Source organism: Paenibacillus sp. FSL H7-0350 (assembly GCF_038593195.1).
Lineage (GTDB): Bacteria > Bacillota > Bacilli > Paenibacillales > Paenibacillaceae > Paenibacillus_AQ.
Map to the genome: position 1 here is coordinate 362,131 of NZ_CP151972.1, position 24,014 is coordinate 386,144.

At 53.5% G+C, this 24,014-nt stretch carries 21 protein-coding genes; 16 read left to right on the plus strand and 5 right to left on the minus strand.

The annotated features are described in order from the left end of the window. Window positions 1-169 precede the first annotated feature (169 nt). A complete protein-coding gene (locus NYE24_RS01810; RefSeq protein ID WP_342477885.1) occupies window positions 170-2,290 on the plus strand; it encodes a serine hydrolase domain-containing protein in 2,121 nt (706 codons plus the stop codon). 82 nt (window positions 2,291-2,372) lie between these two features. Here NYE24_RS01810 and NYE24_RS01815 read toward each other — a convergent pair whose 3' ends face one another. Further along, on the minus strand, window positions 2,373-3,725 hold the full coding sequence (locus tag NYE24_RS01815; protein ID WP_341024849.1) for an FAD-binding oxidoreductase: 1,353 nt from the start codon (window positions 3,723-3,725) through the stop codon (window positions 2,373-2,375). A 184-nt stretch (window positions 3,726-3,909) separates the two neighbouring features. Between NYE24_RS01815 and NYE24_RS01820 the strand changes: the two genes are divergently transcribed. Both NYE24_RS01820 and NYE24_RS01825 read left to right on the plus strand, forming a co-directional pair. Continuing rightward, on the plus strand, window positions 3,910-5,916 hold the full coding sequence (locus NYE24_RS01820; protein WP_342477886.1) for an AraC family transcriptional regulator: 2,007 nt from the start codon (window positions 3,910-3,912) through the stop codon (window positions 5,914-5,916). Between the two features lie 113 nt (window positions 5,917-6,029). Next, window positions 6,030-7,013 carry a diaminopimelate dehydrogenase gene (locus NYE24_RS01825; RefSeq protein WP_076154054.1) on the plus strand — a complete coding sequence of 328 codons (984 nt, stop codon included), beginning with the start codon at window positions 6,030-6,032 and terminating at the stop codon, window positions 7,011-7,013. A gap of 719 nt (window positions 7,014-7,732) precedes the next feature. Here the strand turns inward: NYE24_RS01825 and gdhA are convergent. Then, on the minus strand, window positions 7,733-9,109 hold the full coding sequence (gene gdhA, locus NYE24_RS01830) for an NADP-specific glutamate dehydrogenase (RefSeq protein WP_036694548.1): 1,377 nt from the start codon (window positions 9,107-9,109) through the stop codon (window positions 7,733-7,735). A gap of 274 nt (window positions 9,110-9,383) precedes the next feature. Between gdhA and NYE24_RS01835 the strand changes: the two genes are divergently transcribed. The 9 genes from NYE24_RS01835 to mnhG all read left to right on the plus strand — a co-directional run bounded on the left by NYE24_RS01835 (window position 9,384) and on the right by mnhG (window position 17,557). Next, window positions 9,384-10,046 carry a DUF2625 family protein gene (locus NYE24_RS01835; RefSeq protein WP_342477887.1) on the plus strand — a complete coding sequence of 221 codons (663 nt, stop codon included), beginning with the start codon at window positions 9,384-9,386 and terminating at the stop codon, window positions 10,044-10,046. Window positions 10,047-10,182: 136 nt separating this feature from the next. Further along, entirely contained in the window at window positions 10,183-10,890 is a 708-nt protein-coding gene (locus tag NYE24_RS01840) for a metallophosphoesterase (protein WP_342477888.1), read from the plus strand. 162 nt (window positions 10,891-11,052) lie between these two features. Further along, entirely contained in the window at window positions 11,053-11,661 is a 609-nt protein-coding gene (locus tag NYE24_RS01845; RefSeq protein WP_342477889.1) for a universal stress protein, read from the plus strand. Window positions 11,662-11,728: 67 nt separating this feature from the next. Next, a complete protein-coding gene (locus NYE24_RS01850) occupies window positions 11,729-14,593 on the plus strand; it encodes a Na+/H+ antiporter subunit A (protein ID WP_342477890.1) in 2,865 nt (954 codons plus the stop codon). Next, the gene (locus NYE24_RS01855) at window positions 14,593-14,928 is read left to right on the plus strand and encodes a Na(+)/H(+) antiporter subunit C (protein WP_036694323.1); all 336 of its coding nucleotides are present in this window, start codon (window positions 14,593-14,595) and stop codon (window positions 14,926-14,928) included. The genes NYE24_RS01850 and NYE24_RS01855 overlap by 1 nt, the downstream gene beginning before the upstream one ends. Next, window positions 14,925-16,406: a Na+/H+ antiporter subunit D gene (locus NYE24_RS01860; RefSeq protein ID WP_036694321.1), complete on the plus strand. Its 1,482-nt coding sequence runs from the start codon at window positions 14,925-14,927 to the stop codon at window positions 16,404-16,406. The genes NYE24_RS01855 and NYE24_RS01860 overlap by 4 nt, the downstream gene beginning before the upstream one ends. A 2-nt stretch (window positions 16,407-16,408) precedes the next feature. After that, window positions 16,409-16,888: a Na+/H+ antiporter subunit E gene (locus NYE24_RS01865; protein WP_036694319.1), complete on the plus strand. Its 480-nt coding sequence runs from the start codon at window positions 16,409-16,411 to the stop codon at window positions 16,886-16,888. Next, entirely contained in the window at window positions 16,885-17,178 is a 294-nt protein-coding gene (locus tag NYE24_RS01870; protein ID WP_036694318.1) for a Na(+)/H(+) antiporter subunit F1, read from the plus strand. The genes NYE24_RS01865 and NYE24_RS01870 overlap by 4 nt, the downstream gene beginning before the upstream one ends. Next, window positions 17,153-17,557, plus strand: a complete 405-nt coding sequence (gene mnhG, locus NYE24_RS01875) for a monovalent cation/H(+) antiporter subunit G (protein WP_051493387.1) — start codon at window positions 17,153-17,155, stop codon at window positions 17,555-17,557. The genes NYE24_RS01870 and mnhG overlap by 26 nt, the downstream gene beginning before the upstream one ends. A gap of 63 nt (window positions 17,558-17,620) precedes the next feature. Here mnhG and NYE24_RS01880 read toward each other — a convergent pair whose 3' ends face one another. After that, complete coding sequence (locus NYE24_RS01880) at window positions 17,621-18,853, minus strand: MFS transporter (protein WP_342477891.1); 1,233 nt, start codon at window positions 18,851-18,853, stop codon at window positions 17,621-17,623. A gap of 66 nt (window positions 18,854-18,919) precedes the next feature. Between NYE24_RS01880 and NYE24_RS01885 the strand changes: the two genes are divergently transcribed. From NYE24_RS01885 to NYE24_RS01900, 4 genes are all read left to right on the plus strand, one after another. Next, the gene (locus NYE24_RS01885; protein WP_036694316.1) at window positions 18,920-20,032 is read left to right on the plus strand and encodes a metallophosphoesterase; all 1,113 of its coding nucleotides are present in this window, start codon (window positions 18,920-18,922) and stop codon (window positions 20,030-20,032) included. Between the two features lie 122 nt (window positions 20,033-20,154). Beyond that, window positions 20,155-20,541: a GntR family transcriptional regulator gene (locus NYE24_RS01890; RefSeq protein ID WP_036694315.1), complete on the plus strand. Its 387-nt coding sequence runs from the start codon at window positions 20,155-20,157 to the stop codon at window positions 20,539-20,541. Then, window positions 20,531-21,394, plus strand: coding sequence for an ABC transporter ATP-binding protein (locus NYE24_RS01895; protein WP_036694314.1), 864 nt, complete (start codon window positions 20,531-20,533; stop codon window positions 21,392-21,394). The genes NYE24_RS01890 and NYE24_RS01895 overlap by 11 nt, the downstream gene beginning before the upstream one ends. 1 nt (window position 21,395) lies before the next feature. After that, a complete protein-coding gene (locus tag NYE24_RS01900) occupies window positions 21,396-22,034 on the plus strand; it encodes an ABC-2 transporter permease (protein ID WP_036694313.1) in 639 nt (212 codons plus the stop codon). Between the two features lie 32 nt (window positions 22,035-22,066). On the opposite strand, the gene NYE24_RS01905 is transcribed toward NYE24_RS01900, so the two are convergent. Continuing rightward, window positions 22,067-23,425, minus strand: a complete 1,359-nt coding sequence (locus tag NYE24_RS01905) for a deoxyribodipyrimidine photo-lyase (RefSeq protein ID WP_342477892.1) — start codon at window positions 23,423-23,425, stop codon at window positions 22,067-22,069. Window positions 23,426-23,459: 34 nt separating this feature from the next. Further along, window positions 23,460-23,990 carry a MepB family protein gene (locus NYE24_RS01910; RefSeq protein ID WP_342477893.1) on the minus strand — a complete coding sequence of 177 codons (531 nt, stop codon included), beginning with the start codon at window positions 23,988-23,990 and terminating at the stop codon, window positions 23,460-23,462. Between the last annotated feature and the right edge of the window lie 24 nt (window positions 23,991-24,014).

A 24,014-nucleotide genomic window follows, 5' to 3' on the forward strand; every position in this document is an offset into this window, starting at 1 on the left:
GGCAGCGGTTCTCCCTTCACGGGCGAACCGCTGTTTCATGTTTTTTTTGGCCTGTTCATCTTCTGTTCATCTTGCCGTCACTCTGAGGACATTATGGCAAGCTAAGCTGTCTGTAGCGCCGAATCAGGCGGCTTGTACCATTAAGATCAAGATAGGAGTAGATGCAGCAATGAAGCTAAGAGAGAGAAGAACCACGAAGACAAGCATACGCACAGCAAGCGCAAAATTTTCTTTGGCAGCAGCGTTCGTAGTGACTATGCTTGCTCCCATGTCTGCTATGGCTGCACCGGCTGCCGGGGCGCTCCAGCCTGCCCTATACACTGCCGCCCAGAAGCTGGCGGAGGACAAGGCCGCACTGCTGACAGAGACATATGGTGTTCCAAGTGTACAGTATGCGTTAATCGACCATGGCAAGATTGTAGTCTCAGGCCAGGCAGGCAAAAACGATCTGAACGGCAAGCGTCCCCTTACGTCCAATACTATATATGGGATAGGCTCAACGAGTAAAATGATGCTGACCGCCGCTGTGATGAAGCTTGTAGATGAAGGAAAAGTAGATCTGGATGCTCCCGTAGTGAACTACATTCCTGAATTCAAGATGAAGGACAGCCGGTACACGCAGATCACCCCGCGTATGCTGCTCAATCATTCCTCCGGCCTGCTCGGCAAACCGGGTCCGAATGTGGCGCTCTATAACGATAATGATTCGTACGCACACGATCATTTGCTGGAACAACTGGCCACTCAGAACCTGAAGGCAGATCCGGGAGCCTTCTCCGTCTACTGCAACGACGGCTTCACCTTGGCTGAGATCCTGGTCGAACGGGTCAGCGGCATGAGCTTCACAACATTTTTGCACAAGTACATCACTAAGCCTCTGGAGATGAACCATACCAGAACCCCGCGTGACCCTATGGATCTGAAGGCAATGGCCGGTATCTATTCTTCCACGTATGAGGGGCAGCTTCCCCAGGAGAATTACGCGGTTATCGGTTCGGGCGGAATCTTCTCTACAGCGGAAGATCTGGTGCGATTCTCGCAGATTTTCACGGCTCAGAACAAGGGCATTCTCTCGAAGAATTCCTTAACCGCCATGGCCCAGCCAGAGTATAAAAAAGGCATGTGGCCTCCGTCAAGCGACGGCTCCTTAGCTTATGGATTAGGCTGGGACAGCGTAGAACTGTTTCCCTTCAACCAATACGGAATCCAGGCGCTGGTCAAAGGCGGAGACACCATGTCCTATCACTCCTCGTTAGTGGTACTCCCGGAATTGAACCTGGCTGCGGCTGTGATCTCTTCAGACGGTTCAAGCTTGATCGATCAAATGATGGCAAGTGAACTGCTGCTCCGTGTGCTTCAGGACAAACAAATCATTAAGCAGTTGAAGCCGGAACAATCCTTCGGGACTCCAGTACCCGCCGTTATGCCCAAGGAAGTCTCTCAATATGCCGGTCTCTATGGCAACTCTGCGTTGTTAAAGGCAGAGATCACTCCGGCAGGGGAACTGTCTGTAGCAGCGAGCGGCGTGCCGGACAGTGCTGTGCAGAAGTATACGTACACAGCCGACGGCTCTTTTGTAAATAAAGAAGGAACGGAAAAAATAAAATTCGTGGTTGAGAAAAATGGGCGTACCTATATGTGGTCCCGTTCTTATATAAGTGTACCGGAGCTTGGACAGGCGGCGACCTCTGAATACACTGCTGAGAAGCTTGATCCCAATCCCTTATCTGCAGAGGTTGCAGACGCATGGGAGAAGCGGGACAATACCCGATATTATTCGATATCCGAGAAGTATTCATCGATGCTCTATCAATACGGGCTGCCGGTTGTACCAGTCAGCTTGGACAAAAATACACCGGGATATATTAACGGCCATAAGATTCTGAGCGCAAATCAGGTATTAAATGAACAGCAGATTCCCGGGATGGCAGGCCGTGACAATATGCAGATCGATTTCTATACAGACAATGGAATAGAGTATATGGCGGTAGCAGGCAGCCTGTACGTTAGTGAACAAGCGGTCACAGACCTCTATGCAGGCGCGAAGTCATCCGCAACGGTCTCAGCAAGCGGCTATGCCAAGTGGTACAGTGTGCCGAAGTCAGCCCAAGGGAAGCTTATGACCGTAAAGTTACCTGCGAACAGCTCTTTTGCGGTATATGATCAAGCCGGAATCTGTGTGAACCACACCGTGGTCAGCGGGAAGAATCAGGTCCTGCTGCCAGAGCAGGGTAAGATTGTATTTGCAGGCGGGGCGGGTGCGAAGTTCCAGATTACCCTTAAGAAGTAAATGGCAATACCAGGGTAGCGGTATATTTAGAATCAACGGGCAGGCGGGGGCGGCAACCCCCTCCTGCTTTTTTGTGCGGAAATCAGCTTGTGGTGCGGGCTGGCGGGATGCTCTGCGGATTGTTGAACACATTGCCTGGATCATATTTCGCCTTGACTCTGCGTAATCTGGCATAATTCGTTCCATAATAGACCGGTCCGGGATGCTTGATGCCCTGGTCAGGCACATTGATATAGCTTCCCACGATGAACGGCTGAAGCTTGCGGCGGGTGTTGCGGACGTAGAATATGTTTTTGGCGGCATCTGCTTTCTTGATCCAGGAGCTGTTCCACTCCACATAGAATTTGGCCTTGCGCCAGTAGAAGGCGGTGGCTTTAGGAGATTTACGGCTTACGGCCCCACCCCAGTTGAGGAAAAAGAACCCGGCGTCTTTCCCCTCCACCTTCTCCAGGAACTCACGCATCGGCTTGAATGCCTGCTGCGGGAACGGTTTCCTGCCGAAGCCGCTGGAGAACTGGTTGCTGAACCGCTGGGTCTGTACCGGATCGGGAGCAAGCAAAAAGCTGACTACCTGCGGATAAGGCAGAGAACGGATCGTTTGGATCGTAGGCGTTCCTACGCTTGTAATGGGCTTCAAGAGGCGGACCGCCTCGGCCTTAGATCCCAGGAAAAGTCCCAGCATGCTGACATTTCCGCCTTTTTTGGGACCGATGGATAATTCGCTGCCCAGTCTCGTATTCACTGCGGGAGCCCAGCGCTGCCAGGTCTTCAGCACCTTCTCGAACTGGCTCCAGGGCCAGGTGATGCGGAATACGGTCGCTGTGGCCGGAGCTGGACGTACTTTGAATTTGTAACGGGTGCATACGCCGAAGTTGCCTCCGCCGCCCCCGCGGGAAGCCCAGAGCAGATCGGCATTACTTTTCTTATTCGCAATAATAATCCTGCCCTTGGCATCGACCATTTCAAGCTCCACCAGATTATCGCTGACCAGCCCCAGGGTACGCTGAAGCGGGCCGATGCCGCCGCCCAGTGTAATGCCGCCGATTCCAACGGTTGGACTATCCCCGAAGGGCGACATATACCCTTTCCGGGCCAGCGTATGGGCGATTCTCCCGACTGTATTTCCGGCTCCAACGACGGCTGTCCCGGTTTTTCGGCTTAGTTTAATGCTGTTCATTTCACTGACATCAATGACGATGCCGCCGTTCACTTGGGACAGATTGACCTCCAGCGCATGTCTGCCGCCTCTGGGCCGGATGGGAATCCGGTGCTCGTTGGCCCATTTAATGGCATTGGCTACATCCTGTGTCTTTTGGGCGAACACGAATACTTTGGGGAATCTGTCGGTATGCGGGTCCCAATTTTTGCGCGCTGCTTCATAACCCGGATCACCTTTGTAGACGACGCGTCCGGTAAGCTTTGTTGCTGAGTTCACTGGTTTCCAGCTCCTTTTGAGCTAATATTGGCATGCAAGAATATGACTTTGACTAGGTTATGGTATGCAGGGCGTTAGTCTATGGCGTGGGCTATAGTACGGGGTATTAATGAGAATGGTTATCAATTATAATGTGATTAACCGGCAAAGGATATAGCGGAATAAAGATAAGCGGGGAATAGAGATGAAGCTGAACGAACATATACAGTGGTGGAACCAAGCATCGGTCAGGATTATGGATATCCGCAGAGGAAGACTTCCGGCAGGCTCGGCACTTCCGTATTACCAATTGCCTGCGAGTGGATTCTTGTATGCAGTGCAGGGACAGGCGCAAGTACAGCTGGATGAGCTACAGACTACCTTGAGACGTAATCAGCTCGTGCATGGCGGGCGAGGAGCAGTTCTTGCGGTGCATGCGGATGAGGCCTTCGAATACTTCCTGGTGCTGTACAAGGCAGTGCTGATGCTGCCTCAAGCGGGCAGAGGGATAAAGCTGCTGGAGCAGGAGAATCCCGCCAGGCATCAATACAGCTTCAGTCCAACTTACGCGCATCCCCTGCTGGACCGGCTAGGACAGATGCACATAGAGTGGTTAACCGCAGATCCGCTGCAGCATCTCTATGTGAGATCGCTGTTTCTTCAGTTTGTGCATGAGGTGCTGGCTCAGATGAAGCAGCAGGGTCTTGTTCCGGTTCAGCCGGACCTGCTGGCCCAGGCTCTGCGGTTCATGCGGGAGCATTACAGGGAGCAGATCACACTGGATACTCTGGCTGATCAATTTGATTGCAGCGTCAGCTACCTGAGCAAGCTGTTCAAGAGCCGGATGCAGGCAGGGCCTATCCGTGTACTTACACAGATCCGCATGGAGAGGGCAGCGCATGATCTGCTGCATAGCGGATATAGCGTGCAGGAGATCGCGGAACGGACAGGCTATCCCGATGCCCATACCTTCAGCCGGAATTTCAAGAAGTATTATGGTAGCCCGCCGGTACAATTCAGAATGAGAATGGATGCCAAGCTGCTTGTGCAAGAATCGCCTGTTGTTGATCCGATAACTGCCCTTGTAGCTCATAATTCCAGGTGCTATAGTATCCAAAGCAGTGAGAACTATTATCATTTACATCGAAAAGGGGGATTACCAGTGATGCGGGGAACGAAGACGGCATCTATGGCTACAGCGGTTTTATTATTGTGCGTAACCCTGCTGCTAAGCGCATGTTCGGGGGCTGGTGCAGGGACATCGGCGAATAATGGTGCGGCAGGAAATAAGGCTGCTCAATCCGTGAGTACGTCCAATCCGGGGAGCGAAGCGGCGGCTCCGGGCTCTACTACAGGCAATACGGCTGCAGCAACGAAGGTATATACTGACGGCAAGGGAGAGGTCAGCATTCCAGTAAACCCGCAGCGGATTATTGATCTGACAGGCAGCGCAATCGGCAATCTGCTGGTGCTCGGTGTGAAGCCGGTCGCAGCTTCGGATGACTCCTTGAAGAATCCGTTCCATGCGGGTCAGCTGGATGATATCGTGAATATCGGGGCGGAGCCGAATGCTGAGGCTATTCTCAAGCTGGACCCGGATCTGATTCTGACTTTTGACTATATCGAAGAATCCCAGTATGAGCAGCTTGTCCAGATCGCTCCGGTGGTCCGGCTGAAATACGGCGGGGGTACTCCGCAGGACCTGTTGCTCGAATTCGGCAAGATTACCTGCAAGGAAGCGGAGGCGCAGCAGTGGATTGACGGGTGGAACGATAGAATCGCTGAAGTGAAGCCGAAGATTACTGAAGTTGTCGGGGACCAGACGGTATCGATTCTCCAGCCCTATGCGAAGGGCATTTATGCCTGGGGCAACAAGGGAGGAAGAGGCGGTGAGATTCTGTATGGGGACCTCGGCCTGAAGGCGCCGGAGATTATCCGGACCACGCTGATTGACGGGGAAGGTTTCGGAGGTGATCTGTCGCTGGAGCTGCTGCCGGAGTATGCGGGAGACTATATATTCACCAGCAACTGGGGCTGGGATGACGGGGATGCCAATGTTGTGTACGGCAGCAAGGTATGGAAGTCACTCCCGGCTGTGAAGAATAATCGTGTCTATTTCATTGATGAGAAAGGTTCATACTATAATGACCCGATCTCTCTGGAAGCACAGCTGAAATTCATTGTGGATAGCTTTCTGGGAACGGGGCAATAATCTGGTCGGTGCGGCTGTACAACTTGATGTTTACATTTCGTGTAATGTATATATACTTAACTTTTGAAGGATTCATATCTCCGGGTTAACCGGCAAGGGAGGATATTACAGACATGACATCAACCATTAGAGTAGGGATCGTCGGATACGGAAATTTGGGCAAAGGGGTACAGCAGGCCATTGCGCAGAATGCCGATATGGAGCTGGTAGCCATATTTACCCGTAGAGACCCCCAGCAGCTGGCAGACATCACAGGAACACTCACCGAGCACATCTCAGCCGCCGAGCAGTACATAGGCAAAATTGATGTAATGATTCTGTGCGGCGGTTCCGCGACAGATCTGCCGGAGCAGACTCCGCAGCTGGCCCGGTTGTTCAATACGGTGGACAGCTTTGACACGCATGCCAAAATCCCCGACTTCTTCGCTGCGGTGGACAAGTCCGCCCGCGAAGGCGGCAGCGTAAGTGTGATCTCCACCGGCTGGGACCCGGGCATGTTCTCCATGAACCGGCTGCTGATGCAGTCCATCCTGCCGGTAGGCGAGGATTATACGTTCTGGGGTACGGGAGTCAGCCAAGGGCATTCGGATGCGATCCGCCGGGTTCCCGGTGTCAAGGCAGGCGTGCAATATACCGTGCCTGTCCAAGAGGTTATTGACAGCATTCGCGGAGGAGAAACCCCGCAGCTGTCCACCCGCGAGAAGCACCGCCGGGAATGCTACGTAGTGGCTGAAGCAGGAGCTGACCGCGATGCTATTACCCGCACCATTGTAGAGATGCCGAACTATTTCGCCGATTATGATACAACGGTCAACTTTGTGTCGGCAGAAGAGCTTGCCGAGAAGCATTCAGGGATGCCGCATGGCGGCTTCGTCATCCGCAGCGGAGTGACCGGTGGCGGAAGTAAGCAGATTGCTGAATTCGGGCTGAAGCTGGACAGTAACCCGGAATTCACCGCCAGCGTCCTGGCCGCCTATGCCCGTGCTGCTGTGCGCCTGAAGCAGGAAGGCCAGACTGGAGCCAAGACTGTATTCGACATCCCGCTCGGCCACCTCTCCCCAAGATCTGCTGAGGAACTGCGGCGCGAGCTGCTGTAGGCAACAATGAATGGAGCTGTCCCAAAGCCATGGAATGGCTAGGGGCAGCTCTTTATTTTGGAGTAGAATCAATGTGAGCGCTTGGGTGGACGCTCCGCATTTCCGCGGGTCGATCTGCCCGCTCTGCTGTTTAAGCGGGAAACGCCCCGTCCCTTAAAAAAAGAAACAAAAAATCGCTCATTCCGGTTAAATGGAGGCACCACTTGGGGGAGGGCGTTCGGCAGATGCGTAAAGCTGTGTTGCCTTAAAAGGCTACGCTTTAGCTATACGCTGAATGACAGAACTAGAAAGCGTGTTGACAAATGAACTGCTGAAAGCTGGCCGGAGAGCTGATTGAGAGGGATAAATCCCCTTGGTGAGGCCGCGTGTGACTGAAGGAGAGTAATGAGGAGCATTAGTGCACCTGAATTCGCAAGAAGTCAGCTATATGAGCAAATGAGGAGCATTAGTGCACCTGAATTCGCAAGAAGTCAGCTATATGAGCAAATGAGGAGCATTAGTGCACCTGAATTCGCAAGAAGTCAGCTATATGAGCAAATGAAGAGCATTAGTGCACCTGAGTCGCCAATCGTACGCATTCGTCCAACCGCATGAGCTCAGACTAACGACTAGCAAGCACACAGTATAACCAACCATCTATTCCCTCAACCTAAAAAAGAGGTGTCCCCAGCCAAATGGCTCAGGGACACCTCTTCTAGTATCAATTAAGTCTATAACAGTTACACAATACCCTGCGCCAGCATCGTATCGGCAACCTTCAGGAACCCGGCGATGTTGGCACCGGCAACCAGGTTACCGGCGACGCCATAATCCTCAGCCGCCTGAACGGTGCTGCTGTAGATATTTTTCATAATGAGTTGCAGCTTCTCGTCCACCTCTTCGAAGGTCCAGGACAGACGCATGCTGTTCTGGCTCATCTCTAGGCCTGAGACGGCTACGCCGCCGGCATTGGCTGCCTTGGCTGGAGCAAACAGCACCTGGTTCTCCAGGAACAGCTCCACCGCTTGGAGGGTGGTCGGCATATTGGCGCCTTCGCCAATAGCCTGAACCCCGTTCAGAATCAGCGTCCGGGCGGATTCCAAATCCAGCTCGTTCTGCGTAGCACACGGCAGGGCGATATCGCAAGGCAGTGACCAGATTCCGCTACAGCCCTCAACATACTCGGCATGCGGGTGCTCCTTCACATATTCGCTGATGCGCAGGCGTTCTGTTTCCTTCAGTCTTTTGACGGTAGCCAGATTGATGCCCTGCGGATCATGGATGTAGCCGTTCGAATCACTGCAGGCAATCACGTGGGCCCCAAGCTGCTGAGCCTTCTCGATAGCATAGATGGAGACATTCCCGGAACCGGAGATGACGACCTTGCTGTCCTTAAAGCTTGCTCCGCGTGATGACAGCATCTCCTGCACGAAGTATACACAGCCATAGCCGGTTGCTTCTTTGCGTGCAAGACTACCGCCATAGAGCAGCCCTTTCCCGGTAAGAACCCCGGCAGCATGCCCGCCGTGAATCCGTTTGTATTGGCCGAACATATAGCCGATCTCGCGCGCGCCTACACCGATATCTCCTGCAGGAACATCTGTATCCTGGCCAATGTGACGGTACAATTCCGTCATGAAGCTCTGGGTGAAGCGCATAACCTCTTGATCCGATTTATCCTTGGGATCGAAGTCGCTGCCGCCCTTGCCGCCGCCCATGGGCAGGCCGGTCAGCGAGTTTTTGAAAATCTGCTCGAAGCCCAGGAACTTGATAATCCCGAGATAGACGGAAGGATGGAAGCGCAGGCCGCCTTTGTAGGGACCGATGGCACTGTTGAATTGAATGCGGAAGCCGCGGTTAACCTGCGTATTACCGGCATCATCCACCCAAGGGACACGGAAGGAAATGCTGCGCTCAGGCTCAACCAGCCGTTCGAGAATCCCGTGCTTCATATACTGCGGGTGGCGGGTCAGAACGGGGGTGATGCTCTCCAGGAATTCCTGGACAGCCTGGTGAAATTCCGGCTCATGCGGATCGCGCTTCTGGACCTCTGCATAGATCCGCTGCACGTACTGCACAGCCTCATTTGATACTTCTGACGTTAGTGTAGGAACGATGGACACTTTGGCAAGCACTCCCTGTCTGATTGTAATTCGGGCTATCCCGTATTAATTAGAATTTAAAAGAATTCTATAAAACCTGACATCAATTTGCCAATCAATTATTTTTGGCAGAGTCATTAAGAAATTCTATGAACCTTACATACTATGCAAGCTAAATGCGGCAGAGTGTTAATAAACCTCTGGTCAATTCAGGATTGCAGTTCCCCTTAAATAGGGTATATATAAATATTGGAAACAGCATAAAGCATTGAGAGAGAGGCGGAAGCATATGCACTTATTATGTGTAGCAGAATTAGTAGATGTGGAGAATCATGCCTGGGAAGAGATCAGGGAGCTGCTGAGCCAAGGGCCGCGAACCTACCGGCTGGAGGCCGCAGAGCCGAAGGCAGCCGCGCTGACGCTCGTCCGTCTGCAGGTAAGTACGAGGTCTTATCTGGGAGCCATTGCCTATGAAGCCGGAGGTATTATCTTCGAGCATGGCTGGATTACCTTGCTTGGCGCTGGAGCAGAAGGGGTCTGCGGCAGTCTTGCTTCCTGGAACGGTCTGGGTGATGCAGAGGACACAGTCCCGCTGCCGGGTGTGCTAATTGTAGCATATGATGCGGCTGGAGGCTTCTTCGGCCTGGATACCGGGCGGTTCGGACAGAGCGGGCATATCTATTATTATGCCCCCGATGCGCTAGAATGGGAGACGACGGAATTAACCTATTCGGGCTTCATCGGCTGGCTGGCGGAAGGTGACCTGGATCTGTTCTATGAAACGTTCCGCTGGGAAGGATGGGAAGAGGAGACGCAGAAGCTTGCGCCGGATCAGGTCTTCGGGTATTACCCGCCGCTCTGGACGGATAAGGGTAGCGGCTCGGCCAGCAGCAAAGCACCGGTCTCTATTCTAGAGGCATGGCGGGCAGCAAGAAGTGCAGGTGCTGAATGAAGCGGCGTAAGGCTGAACGCGGGCAGCTTAGAGTCTTACGGGTAGCGGAAGAACCGCTGGAGGTGGTCCCCTTTGTCAGTGCGGCGCCCGGCAGCCAGGGAATAATATATGGTGGCTTCCGATATATCCGGGAGAAATGCAGGGACTGCCGGAAGAGGTGAAGGTGCTGATCGTCGCATCCGATCTTCAGGGAGTTGCCTTGTCTGACAATGGAGATTACAGCGATCTATTGGTGGGTGAGAAGCTTGCCGCCACATTGGAAGGTCTGCTTCTCCGCCATATGCCGGATGTCCGCCCGGATCAGGTGCTGGTCTGTTTATGCGGCGATCTATATGGAGACACTGCAGTAAGAGGTTCTAGCGGTGATCCGCTGCCGGTATGGCGGGCCTTCCGCCGCAGATTCGGTACGGTATTCGGCGTGAACGGCAACCACGATCTTCTGACTTCAGAAGGCGAAGCTGAGCTTGCCTCCACACCGGGAATGCATCTGTTCACCGAACCGGCGGTCCTGCACCATGAGAATATGCTTATCGCTGGACTTGGAGGCGTCACGGGAAGAACAGGCCGGCCGAACCGCACGCCGGAGAAGGAGTATCTGGAGAGACTGGAGTGGCTGCTGCAACGCGGACCCGCTCTGCTGCTGCTGCACCAGAGCCCTGACCTTCCTGGAGCAGAGCTACCGGGACATGCAGGCATCCGCGAGCGGCTGGAAGCCGGGCCGGAGGTACTGGTTTGCAGCGGGCATGTTCACTGGGACCAGCCGCTGGCAGAGCTGGACAACGGTGTCCAGCTTCTGAATACAGACGGAAGGGTGCTGGTATTCACAGCCGCAAGCCTGTGCTAAACGTGCGCTTGTCCGTAAACTTTACAAACAGCATCGGAATAGGTATAATTTAAGTATATTTCAGGGTTGGAAACAACAAAGAGGGGCCTAACGCCATTAGGCTCCTTTTGTATTTCCACCCATGTTAACAGGAGGGCGAAAGTCATTCACAAGGAAAAGATTATGGTATGTGTTCATTATGGGCCGCATGGGGAGCGTCTAATCCGGCGTGGTGTCGAGCTGTCTGAGATGCTTGGGGCACCGCTCTATGTGCTTAATGTGGATAGTTCGGACAGCGATGAATATAATCATAGCAAAGAAATGTATATGGCTGTCTGGAAGCGCCTGGCGGAAGAAGCCGGGGCAGAATTTATGGTCCGCAAACGCCGGGGCCACAAGACAACGGATGTTATTGTTGAAGCAGCAGAAGAGAAAGAGGTCACGCAGATCATTATTGGCCAATCCGCCCAGACCTTGTGGCAGGAGTTGACCAAACGCAACTTCGTCAATGAGCTGATCAGCAAGATGAATATGATGGATCTGCATGTCGTTGCAGTTCAGCGTATGCGCGCCGGACTCGAAGAGACCCATGAAGAAGGCGTAATCTCTTATCTTGTGAAGAATGAGGGAGCATACCAGCTCAGCGATGAGCCGGAAGGCGACGATTACATCAAAGGCAAATTTTTTCATGAATTGCACACAGAATTTGAGAATGGCTTGTTCAAAATTGAGCAAGATGGTAAAGCGAGATATTTGCATATCTGTGAAGGAACGCTGACAGAGCCATTATAACCGGCTCTTGTTTTCAGGAAGTAAGTACCAGCGTTCACAACCCAAATTGTAGAATGAAAAAGGAGGCTTGCCTTTGCTGCATATAACCGTTCTTGTTCCGTTTCTCCTGGCCCTGATGATAGCGCTTCTGCGCGGGAGGATGCGAAAGCTCCATAGAGGATGGCTTGTATTAGCCGCACCGCTGGCGTTATTCATATATTTCTTGACCCGGATTCCAGTCATCAAGGGAGGGGAGCTCGGATACGAGACCCTGTCCTGGATTCCTTCCCTTGGGATTGATCTGGTCTTCCATCTCGATGGATTAAGCTTGCTGTTCGCCTTGTTAATTACGGGCATGGGTACTCTGGTCTTTATCTATTCCATATTTTATCTCGATAAACGCAAGGAAGAGCTGACGCCGTTCTATGTATATCTGCTGTTATTCATGGGGGCGATGCTTGGAGTCGTGCTGTCCGATAATCTTATGGTGTTATACGGATTCTGGGAGCTAACGAGTGTCTCCTCGTTCCTACTGATCGCCTACTGGCACCGGAGACAGAAATCACGCTATGGCGCACAAAAGTCCATGCTGATTACCGTCTTCGGCGGTCTGGCGATGTTCGCAGGCTTCCTGATGCTGTATGTGATGACGGGTACGTTCAGTATCCGCGAGATCTGGAGCCAGGTGGGCGATATCAGCGGAGAGACGCTGTTCATTCCTGCGATGCTGCTTATTCTGCTGGGTGCCTTCACCAAATCGGCCCAGTTCCCCTTCCATATCTGGCTGCCTGATGCGATGGAAGCGCCGACTCCGGTCAGTGCGTATCTGCACTCGGCAACCATGGTCAAAGCCGGTTTATATCTGGTAGCACGTTTCAGCCCGGTGTTCGCGGGGCAACATGAGTGGTTTTGGATTGTGTCGGGTGTCGGCCTGATCACCTTGATCTATGGATCGATCCAGGCGATGAAGCAGACGGACCTGAAGGCTCTGTTAGCCTATTCTACAATCAGTCAGCTTGGACTGATTATGGGATTACTTGGTATGGGTTCAACCGCGTCCTTCTACACAGGGGAAGAGGCTGTATTCTATACCGCCGCAACAACGGCAGCCCTATTTCATTTAATTAATCATGCCATATTCAAAGGTTCGCTCTTCATGGTGGTCGGAATTGTCGACCATGAGACGAATACCCGTGATCTGCGCAAGCTCGGCGGTCTGGTGTCTCTGATGCCGGTCACCTTCACGCTGGCGTTGATCGGCAGCTTCTCGATGGCGGGTCTTCCGCCGTTTGCCGGATTCCTGAGCAAGGAAATGTTCTTCACGGCTGTGCTGAATATCAGACAGCTGGATATCTTCAGCCCGGGGGCCTTCTTCACCCTTTTCCCGGTGCTGGCGTGGATTGCAAGCATATTTACCTTTGCATACAGCATGATTATGGTCTTCCAAACCTTCTTCGGCAAATATCAGCCGGAGAAGCTGGACAAAAAACCGCATGAAGCGCCCTTCGGCCTTCTGCTTCCGCCAGTGATTCTGGCATTACTGGCCGTAGTCACCGGCTTCTTCCCCAATATACTGTCGAAGTCACTGATCGTGCCGGGGATGAATGCGATTCATCCGCAGATTGCCGCCAGCTCGCCTTTTTATGTGAATATCTATTTCTGGCACGGGTTCACCGCCGAGGTCTGGATGACGCTGGGTGTGATCCTTCTGGGGATTATCGTATACCGCGTATACGGCCGGTTCAGTCTGGTCGAGAAGGAATGGCGCACCGGACTTACGCTGACCCATGTGTATGACGGCAGTATCCGTCTCGTGGAGAGCGTATCCCGTGCAGTGACAGGCCTGTACATGACAGGTTCAATGCGTCATTATCTGATGTACATTTTCACCCTGATTATCGCTGTTGTCGGCGGCACGATGCTGTACTCGGAAGGCATTACGTTCGGCCAGGGGCAATATGCTCCGGTCACATTCTTTGAAGTTGTTGCCGTACTGGTCCTGCTGACAGGCGCGCTTGCCATTCCGTTTGCCAAGTCCAGAGTCTCGGCGATTCTGATGACGGGAATGGTCGGTTACATGGTGACGCTGCTGTTCATCCTGTTCCGTGCACCCGATCTGGCCCTCACCCAGATGATTGTGGAGGTGGTCTCCGTTACGCTGTTCCTGCTCTGCTTCCGGCATCTGCCGAAGCTGAAGCGGGAGAAGGTCAAGCTGCGGGTCAAGGTACCCAAGCTGATCATCGCCTTAGGCTTCGGGATCACGATGACGCTGGTGGCGCTGGCGGCGCTCGGCAGCAGTCCGTTCGAGTCTATCTCAACCTACTATGTGGAGAATAGTTACAAGCTTGGCGGCGGCAAGAACATCGTCAATGTCCTGCTGGTGGACTTCCGCGGCTTCGATACCATGTTCGAAATTACGGTGCTGGGGCTGGCATCGCTGGCCATCTACTCGATGATCAAGCTACAGCTGGAGCAGGATCATACGCCTGTTCTGACCAGAAGCAAACCGGAGTCCTACACGCGCCGCTATACCCGCAGCAATGATGTATTGCTGCAAACGGTGGCAAAAGTAGCCTTCGTGATCATCATCACGTTCTCCCTGTACCTGTTCTTCGCCGGTCATAATCAGCCGGGCGGCGGCTTTATCGGAGCCTTGATGGCTGCTGCGGCGCTTGTACTGATTGCGATTGCCTTCGGCACGGAGTTTGTAGAGAAGGTGCTGCCGGTCGATTACCGCAAGTTAATCGCAGTCGGGATTATGATCGCTTTTCTCACCGGAATCGGTTCCTTTGTCTTCGATGCTCCATTCCTGACCCAAGCCTTCGGCTACTTCGAACTGCCGGTCATGGGCAAGACGGAGCTAACCACGGCGATGCTGTTCGATCTGGGAGTTTACCTCTCGGTGATCGGTGTCACGATGAATATTATCTTTACGGTCGGGAGGGATAACTAATGGAGATCCTTATTGCCCTGGCGATCGGTGTCTTGTTTACCGTAGGTGTCTATCTGGTCCTGTCCAAAAGTCTGCTCCGCATCCTGCTTGGGACGACGCTGCTGACTCATGGCGTTCATCTGCTGCTGCTGACGATGTCCGGCCTGAAGACGGGCGCTTCACCTCTGCTTGGCGAGAAGGCGGACAGTTATGTCGATCCGCTGCCGCAGGCGCTTATCCTGACTTCCATTGTAATCAGCTTTGGGGTATCCGCGTTCTTCATCGTTCTGGCCTACCGGGCTTACCGCTCGGCGGGGACGGATGATGTGGAAGGAAGCAAGGGGGAGAGACCATGAACAACCTGCTGGTAATGCCTTTGCTGATTCCGGCCTTTACGGCGGTCATCCTGATTTTTCTGAAAGAGAAAGTGAAGCTGCAGCGTATCCTCAGTGCCATCAGTGTGCTGGTGAACATCGCAGTAGCGCTTATTATTGTGTACCAGGTCCGTACGGACGGGATTCAAACGCTGTATATGGGAGGGTGGCTACCGCCTTACGGCATCGTCTTCGTAGCTGACATGTTCGCAGCGCTACTCGTCTTGACGGCTGCGGTGGTAGGGGCAGCTTGTCTGTTCTTCTCCTTCGCAAGCATCGGTGAGGAGCGGGAACGTTTCTACTATTATACGTTCTTCCATTTCCTGCTCACCGGCGTGTTCGGCTCGTTCCTGACGGGTGACCTGTTCAACCTGTTTGTCTGCTTCGAGGTGCTGCTGGTTGCTTCCTACGCCATGATTGTCTTGGGTGGAACCAAGGTACAGCTGCGCGAGACGCTCAAGTATATCCTTGTCAACATAATTTCCTCCACCTTGTTCGTAGCGGCGATTGCCTATTTGTACGCTGCGACAGGCACGCTTAATATGGCTCATCTGGCCATCCGTGTGGGAGAGGCCGGGCAGGGCGGAGTGATGAATGTGATTGCCGTGCTTCTGCTGCTGGTGTTCTCGCTCAAAGCAGGTCTGCTGTTATTCTTCTGGCTGCCGGATTCGTACAGTGCTCCTCCGCAGGCGGTAAGGGCATTGTTCGGCGCACTGCTTACCAAGGTGGGGCTGTATGCCATCACCAGAACGTTCTCGCTGATTTTTGTACATGATATGGGCTTGACCCATTCGCTGATCGGCTGGATGGCAGGGGCCACTATGATTCTTGGAGCCATAGGGGCGCTCGCCTATAATGATCTAAGCCGGATCTTCAATTATAATATTGTCATCAGTGTCGGCTTCATCGCCTTCGGCATTTCCGTGGCTACCCAGGATTCGCTTAGCGGGGTTGTATTCTATCTGATGCACGATATGGTTGCCAAGGCGCTACTGTTCTTCCTGGGCGGGCTGATTGTCGCGGCTTCGGGGACGGAGCAGCTCAGGCTGATGGGCGGTCTGATCCGCCGGTATCCGTGGACGGGCTGGATGTTCTTCGTCCTGACGCTGGCGCTGGTCGGTGTTCCTCCGCTTAGCGGTTTTGCCGGGAAGGTCATGATGGTCCGCAGCGGCTTCGGAGAGCAGCACACTGTGCTTGCGCTCATCGCCTTGGCTTCCAGCTTCGTGGTTTTGTATTCGCTGATCAAAGTGTTCCAGCAGGTATTCTGGGGGGGCGAGAAGAGCGATGAAGAAATCCGCCCTCTGCGCTACAAAGCGATGATGGTACCGGCTGCTGTGCTGTTTGTTCTAGTCATCCTAATGGGTATTGGCGCTGAGCTGGTGAACGGCTATGTAATACAGGCCGGCGCAGTCCTCGCTGATCCGGCAGCGTACATTAATGCTGTCATAAGGAGTCGATGAAGATGGCCTTTCAAATATTGTTGAATCTCATGATTGCCTTCCTGTGGATGTTCCTGAATAATGACTGGACGGCCTCCGGCTTCATCATCGGTTATGTGCTGGGGGTGGCCGTGCTGGTGGTCATGCGGCGATTCTTCGGCGGACGGCTGTATCTGGGTAAAATATGGGCGGTTCTGAAGCTGGTGGCCCTGCTGCTGCGGGAGCTGGTGGTATCCAGCTATGTAGTGGTGAAGGCGGTGCTTAGACCGAATCTCAATATCCGCCCAGCTATCCTGATGTACCATACAGAGCTGAAGTCGGACTGGGAGGTAGCCGTGCTGATCACAATGCTCTGCCTTACGCCGGGTTCCGTCGTGCTCGAGGTGTCCAAAGACAACCGGACCCTATACATTCATGCCATGGACATCCAGGATGTGGAGCAGTTCGATGCGAATATCCGTAATACCTTTGAACGCGCGATTCAGGAGGTGACACGTTCATGATTCAATCGATTCTTATGCTGGCGTTGTCAATTATGGTCATCTCCATCGCGATCTGTGCCTGGAGGCTGGTTAAGGGGCCATCGCTGCCTGACCGGGTTGCCGCACTCGATACCATCGGTATCAATCTGCTGGCGATGGTGGCGGTCCTCTCGGTTCTGTTCAAGACGCAAGCCTTTATAGAATATATTCTTCTGATTGGAATCCTCTCTTTTATCGGGACGATGGCCTTGGCCAGATATATCGAAAGGGGAGTGGTGTTTGAACATGGACATGATCAAGACGGTCATTGAGTATGTGTTTGTCCTGCTGATTCTGACCGGAGCCTTGCTTAGCGCAGTCAGCTCTGTAGGGCTGATCCGCTTGCCCGATGTCTACTTAAGATCACATGCCGCTGCCAAAAGTGCTACGCTTGGTGTGCTCTGTGTACTCAGCGGCGCCTTCCTGTATTTCGCCTTCTTCCTCGATTTCATCAGTGCGAAGCTGCTGCTGGGAATCGTGTTCGTATTCATGACTTCGCCGCTCTCCGCTCATCTGACAGGCCGCGCGGCCTACCGCTCCGGTGTTCCGCTCTGGAGCCGCCGCGTCCAGGATGATCTTAAGGCGGCGCTGGAAAAGGAGCAGGCAGAGGAAGAGGCAACGGAACGTGTGAAGACTGACGCATCACCATAAAAGAACAGGGATGTCCACAGCGCTTGAGCTGCTACGGACATCCCTGTTGTAATATTGGCTTGGTCATGCGCTCTGAGGAGCTGTCCGTCTGCGGTACAGGTGCAGCAGCAGATACGAGGCGGCGAACGCTGCGGTTACCAGCCACAAAGGAATTCTCGGGTCGAGCTTGTAGGCCCAGCCTCCGATAATGCCCGCAGGCGCGGTGAATACCAGGATCAGGACAGACAGCATGGAGAAGACCTTGGCCCGCTTATCATCATCAATGGCGTTCTGCACAGCTGCCTCCAGATAAGGAGAACTGATCATCAGGCCTACAGCTGCCAGAATGGTGCTCAGCCCGATCCAGACGAAGCTCGCTGTCGGGTAGAGAACCAGCATGGCATTCGACAGAGCAGATAAGCCGAAGCCTGCCATCATAGCGCGGTTAGCGCTCTGATCCGGGATTCTGGGCATCAGCAGCCACAGCGTTAGCAGCATGATGACTGAGGACACGGCCGGGAACAGAGAGAGGATGCCGCTGTCCAGATGGATATAATCTGCCAGATACAGGTACAGGTAGGTGCTTTTCAGCGTAGCCTGGAAGTTGAACAGAATGTATACGCCGAAGATCAGCAGCAGATTGCGCTCCGCCCCGAGGTCACGGAAGGCGCCGCCGTATTCAATCATACTTTCCCTAAGGCTGAGCTCACGGGTCTCCTGTCTTTTGCGGATGCCGGCCTCGGTCTCCCGGGTAGTCAGATGACGGCCCACGAACTGGAAGGTCATGAAGAGGAAGGCCAGCACGTACATGATCCTCATGCCCGTGACCATGCCATACTGGTGGACAAGCAGACCGCCCAGCGGTGCGAACAGGCCTCCGATCACCCCGATAATCTGCAGCAGTGTGAATACATAGGTCCGGTCCGAGGGACGGGTATCTTCAACAATCAGGCAGTAAAAGGCAATATGCGGCACACGCTGGAAGCCGTTAATCACCGCAGCCGCCACGAAAAACCACAGGTTCTGTGAGCAGGCCCATAACAAGGTGGCGAAACTCCAGCTAAGCAGGTCAAAATATAATATAGCCCGCTTGCGTCCCAGCCGGTCCGTTAAATATCCGCTGAGCAAAGAGGAGAATACCTGTACGATGAGTCCGATCGTCGTTATCCAGCCGATGTTCAGCTCGGTCAATCCAAGCTCATACATGTACAGGGTGGCATAGGTAGAGAACATGCTAAAGGGAATCAGAAAAAAAGGCTCAAAGGTCAAGCAGCCCCGGCTGTTTCCCTCCAGCCGCGGAAAAAAGGGTTTTGCCATGATGAAATCCTCCATGTTATCGATAGTCTACACTATATTTATTTAACACAAATTGGAGCTGAGCGCATGTTTATTATTCTCGGACTGGTATTTATTACGATATATGCCCTGATTGTCTTCTACATTGGCTGGAGCGGCTGGAGCTGGATCAAGCCGGTCGTCTCCGGACGGTTCCGGCTGTTCTACATTATTGCGCTGATCTTCCTGGCCAGCTCGCTGATCCTCTCCAGAGTGGTGGCTGGGTCAGCAGTCTTAAGCGTCATCGGCAGCTACTGGCTGGCCATATTCAGTCTGCTGCTCATGCTGTTGCCGCTCGTGCATCTTATGGTCTGGCTAACGAAGCTGGCCAAGCTGCCGCGCCGCGCGGTTCAGAAGTGGTCCGGTATCCTGACGCTGGTTATTCTGATCGCCCTGATAGGATATGGAAGCTATAATGCGTACAGTCCGGTTGTGCGTTCCTATGAGGTACAGATTGACAAGCCGGGTCCGGCCAGCGGTAAGCTTCACATCGTGATGGCTTCGGATATGCACTTCGGTTATTTATCCGGCAAACGCCATGCGGAGCGGATGGTGCAGGAGATTAACGCCTTGCACCCCGATCTGATACTGCTTCCGGGCGACATTGTGGATGATGACGTTAGGCCCTATAAGGACAAAGGCCTCGGCGCAGTACTGGCCAAGCTTGAAGCTCCACTCGGCGTGTATGCTTCCCTGGGGAACCACGACCGGTTCAAGGGCGGGACAGAGGAGATCATCAGCCTGCTGGAGGAGAGCGGGATGCAGGTGCTCTATGATGAGGACGTTGAGGTAGGCGGCTGGCTGACGCTGATTGGACGGAAGGATTACAGTGATAAGGAACGGGCCGAGCTGGCTGATCTGACCAAGGACGTAGACCGTTCCAAGCCGGTATTCATGCTGGAGCATCAGCCGGTGGAGTTTGGGATTGCTGAAGAGCAAGGCATCGATCTGATGGTCTCCGGCCATACCCACCGCGGACAGATTGCTCCAGCCAACCTGATTACTTCCCGGGTGTTCGAGAATGATTGGGGGTATCTGAAGAAGGGGCAGCTTCATACCGTTGTCTCTTCAGGCTATGGCTTCTGGGGCCCGCCGATCCGTATCGGCTCACGCTCGGAGGTAGTGTCCATTCAGGTGGAATTTTCCAACGTGAATAAGTAATTTGGAAGGGCTGACCCGGTGTTCGGGTTGGCTCTTTTTTGGATGATACATTTACAAAAACCATTAGATCAGTTATATTGTACTGGTACAATAAGTACACTGTTCACGCAAGGAGGAAGCGTGTGGAGATTATCATCAGCAGTAACCGGAACAAGCCCATTTATGAGCAGATCACCTCGCAGATTAAGGGCAAGATTATGAGCGGAGAGCTTCGGGCAGGAGACCCGATCCCTTCGATGCGTGCCTTGGCCAAATCTATTCAGGTCAGTGTCATCACCGTTCAGAAGGCATATGAGGACCTGCAGCGCGACGGATTCATCGAGACGACGGTCGGGCGCGGAAGCTTCGTCTCGGCCGTGAACCAGGATGTTTTTCAGGAAGAGCAGCTGAAGAAGGTGGATGAGCATCTAATGAAGGCAGCCGAAATCGCCCGCGCAAGCGGAATCAAACTGGAGACGATGGTGGATATGCTGACTATCTTTTACAAGGAGGGAAATCATGAATCTTAGTTTGGAAATTACCGGACTGACCAAGTCCTATGCCGGTTCCGGCTTTATGCTGGACAATGTATCATTTTCTGTTCCCAGCGGAACGATTATGGGGTTCGTGGGGGAGAACGGGGCAGGGAAGACGACAACGATCAAGTCCATCCTGAACACGGTTCAGATGGACAGCGGAACGATCCGGCTGCTGGGCCGGGAGATGAAGGATACAGACACGGTCTTGCGTGAAGACATCGGAGTGGTGCTGGATTCGGCCAATTTCCCGGCGGTGCTGACCCCGGCTAAGCTGGCTAAGGTCATGCGCGGCGTCTATAAGCAGTGGGACCAGGAGGTCTATGCCAAGCTTACAGGGAAGTTCAGCCTGCCCATGAACCAGAAGATCAGCGGGTTCTCACGGGGCATGACGATGAAGCTGGCGATTGCTGCCGCCTTGTCGCACCATCCCAAGCTGCTGATTCTGGATGAGGCCACCTCAGGGCTGGACCCGGTGACCAGAGAGGAGATTCTGGAGGTGTTCCTGGAATTCGTAGAGGATGAGCGTCACGCTATACTGATGTCCTCCCATATCACAAGTGATCTGGAGAAAATCGCTGATTATATCACCTTCATCCATCAGGGGCAGATCATTCTGACAGCGATGAAGGATGAGCTGATCTACGACTACGGCGTGGCCCGCTGCACCAGCGGCCAGTTCCAGAGTATTGCAGAAGAAGACAGGCTGGCTTACCGGGTGAGGGAGCATCAGACCGATGTGCTGGTGAGGGACAGAAGAATCTTTGAGGGGCAATACAGCGGGATCACCGTCGATCAGGTATCTATTGAAGAAATTCTGCTGCTGCTGGTAAAGGGGGCGAAATAGGATGCGCGGACTGCTGCTTAATAACTACTACTCGCTGCAAAATACGATCAAGACATCCCTGGGCATTGCGCTGATGCTGGCGCTGGTCCCATTGGCCGTAATTAATAACTCGATACTGAATGCCATCATTGGTGCGCAGATTCTGGTCTTTGTGGTGAGCATCGGGGCCTCCCTGCAGGCGGATGAGGCATCGAAGTGGAACCGTTTTGAGATCACATTGCCGATCAGAAGGAGAACGGTGGTCTATGCCAAGTACTTAAGCTTTCTGCTGCTGATTCTGATGGGGACGGCTACGAGCCTGATTACTATAGGGGTTATCTATGCCAAAGGCGTGGACACCTCGGGCTGGAGCCTGTCCACCGGGTTCACCTTCGGTTTATCGCTGGCCATCACAACGCTGGCGGTCTATTATCCGGTTGTGCTTAAATTCGGTGTGGACAAAAGCGAGCTGATGGTGATGGTAGCCGCAGGAATCGCCGTAGTCCTCCGGGTTCTGGTATGGCTGCTGCTGGGCCAGTATATGGACGGTGTTAACTTCAATGGACCAGAGACTGGGTATGCATCTCTGCTGTTGGCGGTTCTCTTGTTCGCCATATCTTATGTGACGGCCGTGCGGATTCACCGGAACAAGGAATTCTGAGGCTGAAGAAGCCGGGCTAAGACCCGGCTTCTTCAGCTTTTGCGGCTTCGCATAATCTCCTTATAGACTTCAATAGCCAGCGCCCGGGACCGCTTCAGGTCAACGATGGCATTATCGGCAGGCAAATGAATGGCCTGGTCAGACCAATCCGCGCGTTCCGGCAGCCAGGTGCGGAGATAACTGCCGCCCGGATCATGCGTCCTGGACTGGGTGACCGGGTTCATCACCCGGAAATAGGGAGAAGCATCGAAGCCGAGCGAAGAGCTCCACAGCCAGCCGCCACGGTTCTGGGCATTGTCGTAATCGCTTAGCTTCAGCCGGAAATAACGTTCGCCATAGATGAAGGGGCAGCCCAGATTCTTCGTCAGGAACATGGCCGTAATCATTCGCAGCCGGTTAGGCATCCAGCCGGTCTCGTTCAATTGGCGCATAGCCGCGTCAATGACCGGAATGCCGGTCCTGCCCTGAGCCCAGGCCTCGAAGTGCTGTGTCCCCAGCGCAGACAGATCATAGACATTCTCATAGTTGAAGAAATCCTTGTCCAGCCGTGCCTGATATAGATAAAAATCCCTCCAGGCTAACTGTCTCAGCCATTCTTCCCCGAAATCCTCTTCTTCAGTAAGTCTGCTATATAGGGTCCGTGCCGAGATCGCTCCTGTATTCAAATGCCTGCTGATCCGGCTCGTCCGTTCCTGCGCGTAATGATCGCGGCCCACCTTGTAATCATGCAGATCCGCGTGCAGGAAACTCTCAAGCACATGACCCGGGTTCATCTGCTCTGCAGCGGGAGCAAGCGCTGTAAGCTGAGTGGCAATCTCTTCGGGAAGCTGGAAGGCATCCGCGAGCTGGGGGTGAAGATCAACGGTTCGCAGACGGCTTAGCCCGGCAGAGTAAGGCGGCTGGAACCGCTGCGAGAGGAAAGCGCGCCAGCGGCGGTAGAAGGGAGTGAACACCTTGAACGGCTCACTCCGGCCGCACCAGTCCATGAATTCTTCCAGATCACAGAGCATACTGTCATGCCGGGCGTGGAACCGGAGATTCAGCGCATGGGCGGTATCCAGCAGCAAACGGTCGCGCTTAAGGGCATAAGGCGTATAGTCCGCATGTAGGCTGACCTCCTGAACAGGGTGGAGCTGTGCCAGCCGCCGGAGAATCCCCTCCGGCTCTCCATACAGGAGATGGAGCAGCTTGCCTTCTTTCGCATATTCCTGCTGAAGCCGGGCAACATGCTGCAGGAAATTCTGTCCGCTATGCTCCAGATAACGCTTATTCCGGAGCAAAAACGGTTCCAGAATCAGTACATGCAGCGAATCTTCCTGTGCTGAAGCTATGGCGTCGAAGGCCGGCAGATCTGAAGTCCGCAGGTCCTTGCGGTGTATGAATAGAATCATAGATGTAGTTCCTTTCAGATACAGATGTCATCTTTTAAATTGTAAACGGTAGTTCTGGCAGATACAACCGGGTTAACGTCTGCAGATGGTGATTGTTCATCGGATCAACTATTCCGAAATAAGGGAGCTGCCATGTCTGAGTAGCTATAGCCTGCTTATTGGTCATGGTATCCCAGGCTGGATATACGCGTATCGCCATTTTTCCCGGTGCAGTATCGGTTGCCAGCACGCCATGCATTTTCAGCAGGCCCTTCGGAAAGACAAACTGTCCAAGCTCCCCGCTAACGGGATGGAAGGTGTTAACGACCAGCAAATCAGGGGCATCGGCATAGGTGAAGGCCTGGTTTTTACGCTCGGCATTTTTTTCCCAGATAGCGACAAATTGACCGGTCTTCGTAGGGGTGATTTTGGCCACCCGAAACCGGACCGACAGGGCACCCAGCTGGAATGTACCAGCTCCATATTCGGCATTCTGCGGTTCTTCACGTATGGAACCGACAGTTAAGCGGGCTGGTGCGTACAATGTTTCATTAATATAAGCTATTATGGTGTGGAATTTATTCATGCGCTGGCCCTTCTTCCATGAAGA